General features: G+C 71.8%; 8 protein-coding genes. 6 read left to right on the top strand and 2 right to left on the bottom strand.

The genetic code is table 11. The annotated features are described in order from the left end of the window. The 3 genes from AOZ49_RS25250 to AOZ49_RS25260 all read left to right on the top strand — a co-directional run. Window positions 1-480 (top strand): MFS transporter (locus AOZ49_RS25250; protein ID WP_369815872.1); only part of this gene is annotated, 480 nt, incomplete at its 5' end. Beyond that, window positions 470-2,242, top strand: coding sequence for an ABC transporter ATP-binding protein (locus AOZ49_RS25255; protein ID WP_054460666.1), 1,773 nt, complete (start codon window positions 470-472; stop codon window positions 2,240-2,242). The genes AOZ49_RS25250 and AOZ49_RS25255, both read left to right, overlap by 11 nt. After that, entirely contained in the window at window positions 2,239-3,951 is a 1,713-nt protein-coding gene (locus AOZ49_RS25260; RefSeq protein ID WP_156333514.1) for an ABC transporter ATP-binding protein, read from the top strand. Before AOZ49_RS25255 ends, AOZ49_RS25260 begins: the two co-directional genes overlap by 4 nt. 14 nt (window positions 3,952-3,965) lie before the next feature. Here the strand turns inward: AOZ49_RS25260 and AOZ49_RS25265 are convergent, their stop codons facing one another. Then, on the bottom strand, window positions 3,966-4,679 hold the full coding sequence (locus AOZ49_RS25265) for a DUF2325 domain-containing protein (RefSeq protein WP_054434919.1): 714 nt from the start codon (window positions 4,677-4,679) through the stop codon (window positions 3,966-3,968). Between the two features lie 293 nt (window positions 4,680-4,972). Between AOZ49_RS25265 and AOZ49_RS25270 the strand changes: the two genes are divergently transcribed. Next, entirely contained in the window at window positions 4,973-5,281 is a 309-nt protein-coding gene (locus AOZ49_RS25270; protein ID WP_054478435.1) for a flagellar transcriptional regulator FlhD, read from the top strand. Between the two features lie 112 nt (window positions 5,282-5,393). On the opposite strand, the gene AOZ49_RS25275 is transcribed toward AOZ49_RS25270, so the two are convergent. Further along, window positions 5,394-6,677 (bottom strand): MFS transporter, encoded by a 1,284-nt coding sequence (locus AOZ49_RS25275; protein ID WP_054434915.1) that lies wholly within the window; start codon window positions 6,675-6,677, stop codon window positions 5,394-5,396. A gap of 104 nt (window positions 6,678-6,781) precedes the next feature. On the opposite strand from AOZ49_RS25275, the gene AOZ49_RS25280 reads away from it, so the two are divergent. Continuing rightward, on the top strand, window positions 6,782-7,690 hold the full coding sequence (locus AOZ49_RS25280; protein WP_054478437.1) for a LysR family transcriptional regulator: 909 nt from the start codon (window positions 6,782-6,784) through the stop codon (window positions 7,688-7,690). A gap of 141 nt (window positions 7,691-7,831) precedes the next feature. Beyond that, window positions 7,832-8,586: mucoidy inhibitor MuiA family protein (locus tag AOZ49_RS25285; protein WP_231690440.1), on the top strand; the 755-nt coding region annotated here is incomplete at its 3' end.

Genomic DNA, 8,586 nt, shown 5'->3' on the forward strand with positions numbered 1-8,586 from the left:
CAGCTGCCCCAGGTGGGCCTGGTCATCGCGGCGGCCACGGTGCTGGCCTTCACCAGCGCCGGACCGTTGGCCGGGCTGGGGCTGCGGCGCCTGCCCGCGCCGCGCGCCGTGCTGGCCAGCGCGCTGTTGCTGACCCCGCCGTTCGCCCTGCTGGCCGGCGCGCAGGGGGTGTTGGCGGCGCGGCCCTGGACGCTGTTGAGCGTGTTCGTCATCTTCAGCGCGCTGGCGGTGCAGAACGTCGCGTTCAACACCTATTTCTACAGCCTGGCGCGGCCCGGACGCGCCGCCGCCGACGTCACCTTCCTCACGGCCATGATGTCGGTGGCCGCCATGGCGGGCTTCGGCGCCAGCGGCTTCGTGGCGGCCGCCTGGGGCTATGGCGCCACCCTGGCCGCCGCAGCGGTCGGCTATGCCGCCACGGCGCTGCTGGCCTGGCGCCTGGCGCCCGCGGGCGGCAACGGGGCGCGCCATGCGCGCTGACCTGCGCCTGCTGTCCAGGCTGGCGCGCGGCGAAACGCCGCTGCTGTCGCTGGCGGTGGCGCTGGCGATCGCCGCCAGCGCGCTGGAACTGCTGCCCTACTGGCTGATCTACCGCATGGCCATGGCGCTGACCGCCCCGGCGGCCGCGGCGACCGGTTCGCTGGCGGCGCTGGCCGGCGCGCTGTTGCTGGCCGCCGTCGCGCGCCTGGCCGTATTCGGCGCCGCCAATGTGGCCTCGCACGCCGCCGCCTTCCGCATCCAGGCGCGGCTGCGCGCCGACCTGCTGCGCCAGCTCGGCCGGCTGCCATTGTCCGCCTCGCACGGGCGGGCTGGCGCCCTGAAGAAGACCCTGGTGGACGACATCAATGGCCTGGAGAGCGTGATCGGCCATACGCTGCCCGACGCGGTCGCCGGCCTGGCGGTGCCGCTGCTGGCGGCGGCCGGGCTGTTCGCGCTGGACTGGCGCATGGCGCTGGCCTCGCTGGCGCTGCTGCCGCTGGCCTTGTGGGCCTATCGCCGCAGCTTCCGCGGGCTGGACCCCATCCTGCGGCAATGGCATGCCGCCGACGCCGCCGCGAACGACGCGCTGCTGGAACACATCAACGGCATCGCCACGCTCAAGGCCCACGACCGCGCCGCGACCTCCATGACGGCGCTGCGCCAGGCGGTGCATGCGCTGGCGACGCTGGCCCACGACGTGACACGCCGCACCGCCATTCCCTATGCATTGTTCTTCGTCGCCCTGTCGACCAACCTGGCGGTGGTACTGCCCGCCGGCATCCTGCTGGCCGCGCAGGGTAGCCTGTCGCCCGCCGGCCTGCTGCTGTTCGTGACCCTGGGCGCGGGCCTGACCGCGCCGCTGCTGCGCTTGCTGGGCGCTTTCGGCGCGCTGCGCAGGCAGATGCTGGGCACGCGCCGCGTCGTCGCCTTGCTCGACCAGGCCGTGCCGCCCGCTCCTGCGCCGCGGGCGCGGCCGCCCCGTTTCGACCTGCGCCTCGAACACGTGCATGCCGGTCCGGCCGACGGTCCCGACACCCTGCACGACCTGACGCTGGCGGCCCCCAGCCCCGGCTATACGCTGATCGTCGGCCCCAGCGGCGCGGGCAAGAGCAGCCTGCTGGGCCTGTTGTATGGCGCCTGCGAACAGCGCGCCGGACGACTCGAGGTGGGCGGCGTATCCTGGTTCGAGGTGCCCGCCGCCAGCCGCGCCGAATGGGTGTCGTGCGTGTTCCAGGACATACTGGTCTTTGCCGGCACCCTGCGCGAAAACCTGCTGATCGCCTGTCCGGACGCATCCGCCGACGCCATCGCGCGGGCCGTCCGCGCGGCCGGTCTGGAGACCCTGCTGGCGCGCCTGCCGCAAGGCCTGGACACGCCCGTGGCGGAACGCGGCGCCAGCCTGTCCGGTGGCGAGCGGCAACGCCTGGCGCTGGCTCGCGCCCTGCTGGCCGACACGCCGGTGCTGTTGCTGGACGAGGCCACCTCCGCCGCCGACCCGGCCACCGAGCGCGGCATCCAGCGAGCGCTGCGGCGCCTGGCCGCGGATCGGACCGTGATTGCCGTGTCGCACCGGTTGGCGCAGGCGCCCGCGGCCGACCGCATCATCGTGCTGGACGCAGGCCGGATCCAGGGCATCGGCACGCACGCCGAGCTGCTGGCGGACTGTGCCGTGTACCGGCGCTTGTGGCGGGCCCAGGCCCGCGCCCCGGCGTGGACACTGGCGCGCGCCGAACCGGCGCCGTCCGGCGCGAGCGCGCCATGATGCCCGACTTCGGTTTCGACCTGGCCGGCCGCAAGGACCCGCGCCTGGCGCGCGGGCTGGCCTGCGGCATCCTGGCGGCCCTGGTCGAGACGCTGCCGTATCTGGTGCTGTACCACGCGCTCGGCCGCGTCATGGCGGGCAGCGCCAGCGCGAGCCTCGCGCTGCAGGTGTTGCTGGCGCTGGCGGCCTGCAATGGCGCCCTGGTGTGGCTGAAGGCGCGCGCCAACGTCCTCAATTTCGGCGCGGTATACACGCTGGCGGCCGACGCGCGGCTACGGATGGCCGATGGACTCGGCCGGCTGCCGCTGGGCCGGCTGCAACAACGCCGCCGGGCCGCCATCGTCGAACTGCTGACCGGCCGCTATACCCACTATCAGGAGATCGTGGCGCGGGTCTGGGGGCTGTCGGTCGCCAATGCCGCCGTGCCGCTGTTCCTGTGGCTGCTGTTGTGCGCCCTGCAGCCCGCGCTGGCGCTGCTGTGCGCCGTGCTGGGTCCCGCCGCCTATCTTGTCATCCCCTGGTCCCATCGGCTGCTGTCGAGGGCCGATACGCGGCTGGCGGCCCTGCGCGAGCAGACCGTGGCGGCGCTGCTCGAACAGGCCGAATGCCAGCGCGACCTGCGCCAGTTCGACCGGCGCGGGGCGCGGTTGGCGCGCGCCCTGGACTTGCTGGACCGGTTGCGGCGCGAACAGATGCGTGCCGAGCTGGCGCCCGCGCCGGCGTTGCTGCTGTTCGGCTGCATGCTGCAGGCGGGCTTTGCCGCCGTGGCGCTGGCGGCGGCGCTGGGGCTCGGCGTCCGTCTGGCGCCGGTCGATTTCCTGGTATTCCTGGTGGTGTCGCTGCGCTACTTTCGCGCGCTGGGCGACCTGGGCCTGAACCTGGCCGAATTGCGCCACGCGCGCGACACGCTGGCCCATATCCGCGCCCTGGCGGCCGAGCCGCCGCTGCCGCAGCCGGCCGCGCCACGCATGCCCGTCGGCAATACCCTCACGCTTGAAGGCGTCGGCCTGTGCCATCACGGCGCGGCGCGGCCGGCGCTGGACGGCATCGATGGCGTCGTGACCGAGGGCCAGCGGGTGGCCCTGGTGGGCGCGTCGGGCAGCGGCAAGTCCACGCTGGCCAGCCTGCTGGCGCGCATGTGGGACCCCGACCGCGGCGCCATCCGCATCGGTGGCGTCGACCTGCGCGACATGGCGGCGCGGACGCTCAACCAGCGCGTCGCGCTGATGCTGCAGGAGGTCGCGCTATTCCGCGCCAGCGTCGCCGACAACCTGCGGCTGGGCCGGCCCGATGCCAGCCTGGACGAAGTCATGGCCGCCGCCCGCGCCGCCCATGCCCATGGGTTCATCGAGCGGCTGCCGCAAGGCTACGAGACGGTGCTGGACGAATCCGTGATCCGCCTGTCCGGCGGCGAACGCCAGCGCCTGGCAATCGCCCGCGCCCTGCTCAAGAACGCGCCCATCCTGGTGCTGGATGAAGCCCTGGCCAGCGTCGATCCTGAAAATGCCTGGGAGATCCAGCGAGCGCTGGACGAATTGGCGCGTGGCCGAACCGTGCTGGCGATCGCGCATCAACTGCGCAGCGTGGTCGATGCCGACGCCATCTGGGTGATGCGCGACGGTCGTATCGTCGAACGCGGCCGCCACGCCGCGCTGCTCGCGGCCAACGGGGAATACGCCCGGCTCTGGCGCGCGCAGGCGCCGGATTGATGCCGCGGACGCGTTCAGCGCGGCAGATCAGCGCTTTCGCGCGCCAGTCCCAGCGCCGTGAGCGCCTCGGGCTTGTCGACCAGCACGCATTGCTTGCCGGTGCGGGTGCAGTGATCCTTGACGCGCCAGTAGGCGCCATGGCTGACGCAGCCGGTCTGGCAGATCACCAGGTCGGCGGCGACCAGGCTGGCTTCCAACGTGTCGCCGTCGGCGCCTTCGCCGCCGCAGTGGCCCAGGTAGCGGCCGCCGGCCATTTCCACCACCTTGCGCGTCAGCATCAGGGCCATGGCGTCCTCGCCCACGCACAGCACGGACTTCTCGCGCAAGGTCGCGGCGGCGATCACCGCGGGCGCCACGGCGGGCTCGGCGGCGCTGTCGAGCGGACGCGCGCGCGCGGCGGCGGCGCGGTCCTGCCAGGCCAGGCGCTCGCGCATCAGGCTCTGCACCCGTTCCATCAGCTGCGTGACGCGCCGGGCCAGCGCCACGCGCTTGGGCAGCCCCGGAATCGCGCCCTCGAGCGCGGCGCGGTCTTCGCGCGCCCAGGCCAGCGCGGTGTCGCGCTGGATGACCGCGGCCCGCAGCTTGAGGACCTCGCCTTCCAGGTGCTGGATGCGCTGCGCCTGGGCGCTGAGCAGGCGGCTGCAGCGGCCCTGCGCCTGGCCATAGGCGGCGAGCAGCGCCGCGTGTTCGCGCTGCAGCGAATTGGGCTCCTGGAATGCTAGGGTCATCGTGGGCCTCTCGGGGTGGCGGACTACAGGCGGACGCGGGTGATGCGCCGCCCAACGTGCTGGGCATTATAAATGAGAATGCGTCTGTTTCAGAATATGAGGATATGCCGAATCCGAGTACAGGGAAATCCATTACTGACGGCCCCTGATCGCTTAAATATGATCGACAAACCATATCGGCACGCAAGCCCTCGCGGGCTTGACTAGACGCCCATACAGGACGCCTCGCGCCTTGCCTGTTCCTGGCCCGTGCAACCGCCGGGTCGCGGATTCAATGAAGTGAGGGGCACCCGATGCCGCGATCAACCGAACTTCTGCGCGATATCCACGAAACCAATCTGATGTATCTGCTGCTGCTGCAGCGGATGGCCCGCACCGGCAACCTGCCGGCGATGGCGGGCATGCAGATATCGGAACGCGCCTGTCAATGGCTGGCAGGCCTGAAACACGAGGAGCTGGCGCGGCTGGCCAAAAGCAGCGTGGTGCTGGCCCAGCTGAACCTGGCGCCGCACCTGCTGCTGGCGACGCTCAGCCAGGGCATGGAGGCCACCCTGGCCGCCGAGGCCCCGGTCGAGGCGCCGCCGGTCCGCACCCCAGCCTAGTTGCCGGCGCCGAAAGGCCGATGGCGCCGACGCCGAAAGGCGCGATGGCCACGCGCCCGAAGGCACGTGGCCGGCGACGCATGCCCGCCCGTCAACGGGACATCCAGGATGCTCAGGACGCGCCCCGCTCCACCGCGGAGGCCGGCGGCACGCGCGCCGTGCGCCAGTAGAGCGCCGCGCTGATGGCCAACGCCGCCGTCAGCAGGCTGCCGGCCATGGCCGCCACGCCGGGCCAGCCGCCATCGGTCCAGAAGTGGCCGCCCAGCGAGCCCAGCACGCTGGAACCTACGTAGTACACCAGCAGGTACAGCGCGGCCGCCAGCGCCTTGTAGCCGCGCGACATCTGGCCGACCCAGCCGCTGGCCACCGCGTGCGCGGCGAAGAAGCCGAAGGTGAAGACGACGATGCCGGCGACCAGCACCACCAGCGTGTCCGACAGGGTCAGCAGCAGGCCCGCCAGCGCAATGCCGGTGCCCGCCGCCAGCATCGCGCCGCGGCCGTGGCGATCGGCCAGGCGGCCGAAGTAGGTCGAGGCGAAGATGCCGACCAGGTACACCACGAAGATGAAGCCGATGAAGGTCTGGCTCAGCGAGAACGGCGGCGCCAGCAGGCGGAAGCCGACGTAGTTGTAGACGGTGACGAAGGCGCCCATCAGCAGCCCGCCCATGGCGAACAGGCCGCACAGCGGACCGTTGCGCAGGTGCGCGCCGATGCCGTCGCGCACGTCGCCGGCCACGCCGGCCCAGCCGCGCGAACGCTGCGGCGTGAACCGGCGCGAAGCCGGCAGCAGCCAGATGAACAGCAGCGCCGCGACAATGCCCAGCAGGCCCAGCGTGCCCAGCGCCGCGCGCCAGCCGAAATGATCGGACACCAGGCCCGTGATGACGCGCCCGGACAGGCCGCCGAAGGCGCTGCCGCTGATGTACAGCCCCATGACGAAACCGAGCGTGTCGGGTTCGACCTCTTCGGCCAGGTAGGCCATGGCCACCGCCGGCACCCCGCCCATCGCCACGCCCTGCAACGCGCGCAGCACCAGCAGGCTGTGCCAGTCGGGCGCCACCGCCGCCGCCGTGCCCAGCACGGCCGAGGCGAACAGCGACAGCGCCATGATGCGCTTGCGCGGCAGCGCCTGCGAAAACAGCCCCACCAGGAAGATCGCCACGGCCAGCAGGCCGGTACAGAGCGACAGCACCAGGCTGCTCTGGGCCGGCGACACGCCGAAGGCCTGGGTGAACAGCGGCATCAGCGGCTGCACGCAATACAGCAGCGAAAACGTGGAAAAGCCGGCCGCGAACAGCGCCCACTGGGCGCGCCGCAAGGCCGGCGTGCCGCGCGCCAGGTATTCGGCCTGGGGCGCGGCGGAGGAAGATGGGGGAACGGCTGAGGCGGTGGACATCGGAATTCTCGAAAACATCGGGCAACGGACCCGTGCGATCAAGGTAGACTTTTCCCCTGCATATGTCCAATATATGAAACCGGCACTCCCTATATTTTAAAACGATGGAACTCAGGCACCTGCGCTATTTCACCGTGGTCGCGGAAGAACTGCACTTCACCCGCGCCGCCGCCCGGCTGGGTATCGGCCAGCCGCCGCTGAGCCAGCAGATCCAGCAGCTCGAGCGCGAGATCGGCACCGCGCTGTTCCTGCGCCTGCCGCGCGGGGTCGAGCTGACCGAGGCCGGCGCGCAGTTCCTGGAAGACGCCCGCGCCATCCTGGCCAGCGCCGACCGCGCCATCGACACGACCCGCCGCCTGGGACGCGGCGAGCACGGCGCCATCACGGTGGGCTTCACCGCCTCGGCCGTGTTCCACCCTTACCTGCCGCGCGCTATCCGCGCCTTCCGCGACCGCTATCCGGACGTGCGCATCAGCCTCACCGAAAGCAACACCGTCAGCCTGCTGCGCGGCCTGCGCGAGAACGCCGTCGACGTCGCCTTCGTGCGGCCGCCGTACGTGCTGGATCCGGAATTCGAGGCCGAGCGCGTGCTCGACGAACCCATGCTGATCGCCCTGCCGCCCGACCATCCGCTCAGCCGCAAGCGCAGCGTGCCGATCGCCGCGCTGGCCGACCAGGATTTCGTGCTGTACCCCCGCCCCATCGGCGCCGGCCTGTACGACGCGATCCAGAACGCCTGCCTGCGCGCCGGGTTCACGCCGCGCGTCATCCAGGAAGCGCCGCAGATGGCCTCGATCGTCAGCCTGGTGGCGGCCGGCGTCGGCATCTCGATCGTGCCCGCCGCCATGCGCCACATGGGCGCCCAAGGCATCGAGTACCGGCCGATCAAGGGCGACGCGCCCCACGCTCTGCTGGACATGGCCTACCGCCGCCACGACCGCTCCGTCGCCGCGCGCAACGCGGTCGAGATGCTGTGGCGGCTGGCGCATCCCGAGCCGTCCGCGCCCGCCTGAAAACAGGGCGGTATCGCCCTGTCGCTTTTGTCATCTTCTGTAAACCCGTGCCCCGCCGCGCCCTGTAAATTGTCGCGCTATCGCCGCTGCGACCCTCTTCACCGGAAGGCCGGCCGGCGCAACCTGCCTATAGGTGCACACGTGCAACGTACTCTTCTGGCCGTGGCCATCGCCACGCCCCCCGGTCTGGCCGCGGCGGCCGGGCTGGCCTCCTCCATCGGCGCGGTGACGGTCTACCAGGACCGCGCTGTCGTCACCCGCGCCGCCAGCAGCGAACTGCCGGCCGGCGAACACGAGCTGGTCCTGGAAAAGCTGCCCGCCAGCCTGCAGGAAAACTCGCTGCAGGTCTCGGCCAAGAGCAGCGGCCAGGCCACCCTGCTGGACGTGCGGGTGCGTGATGCCTTCCAGGCCGATACCGCCAACGAGCGCGTCAAGCAGCTGGAAGACCAGATCCGCAAGCTCCAGGGCCAGCAGGCCGCGCTGGACGACGAGGCGGCGGTGCTGGACAACCAGCGCGAGCTGGTGGCGATGATGCAGCGCGGCGCCACCGAGCCGGCCAAGGACGGCCCGCGCCCGACGCTGGACGAGCTCAAGGCGATCCAGGCCCTCAGCGCCGACACGCTCAGCCGCACGCTCGCCGGCCTGCGCCGCGTGGCCGAGCAGCGCGACGACCTGGAGCGCCAGCTGTCCGCCGCGCAAGGCGAGCTGGGCCAGTTGCAGGGCCAGCTCAACCGCCGCACCAAGACCGTCACGCTGCGCGTCAACCTGGCGCGCGCCGGCAAGCTCGATCTGAACGTGTCCTATGCGGTGGCGGGCGCGCGCTGGACGCCGTCCTACGATGCGCGCCTGCGCCCGGCCGACCGCAGCGTCGATCTCGGCTATTTCGGCGTGATCCG

It is taken from the genome of Achromobacter sp. 2789STDY5608615, from assembly GCF_001298995.1.
GTDB classification, from domain to species: Bacteria; Pseudomonadota; Gammaproteobacteria; order Burkholderiales; family Burkholderiaceae_B; genus Achromobacter; species Achromobacter insuavis.

Coding starts and splice junctions, on each gene's coding strand:
- AOZ49_RS25260 (WP_156333514.1), top strand. CDS start 2,239: ATGATGCCCGACTTCGGTTTCGACCTGGCCGGCCGCAAGGACCCGCGC.
- AOZ49_RS25265 (WP_054434919.1), bottom strand. CDS start 4,679: ATGACCCTAGCATTCCAGGAGCCCAATTCGCTGCAGCGCGAACACGCG.
- AOZ49_RS25280 (WP_054478437.1), top strand. CDS start 6,782: ATGGAACTCAGGCACCTGCGCTATTTCACCGTGGTCGCGGAAGAACTG.
- AOZ49_RS25255 (WP_054460666.1), top strand. CDS start 470: ATGCGCGCTGACCTGCGCCTGCTGTCCAGGCTGGCGCGCGGCGAAACG.
- AOZ49_RS25270 (WP_054478435.1), top strand. CDS start 4,973: ATGCCGCGATCAACCGAACTTCTGCGCGATATCCACGAAACCAATCTG.
- AOZ49_RS25275 (WP_054434915.1), bottom strand. CDS start 6,677: ATGTCCACCGCCTCAGCCGTTCCCCCATCTTCCTCCGCCGCGCCCCAG.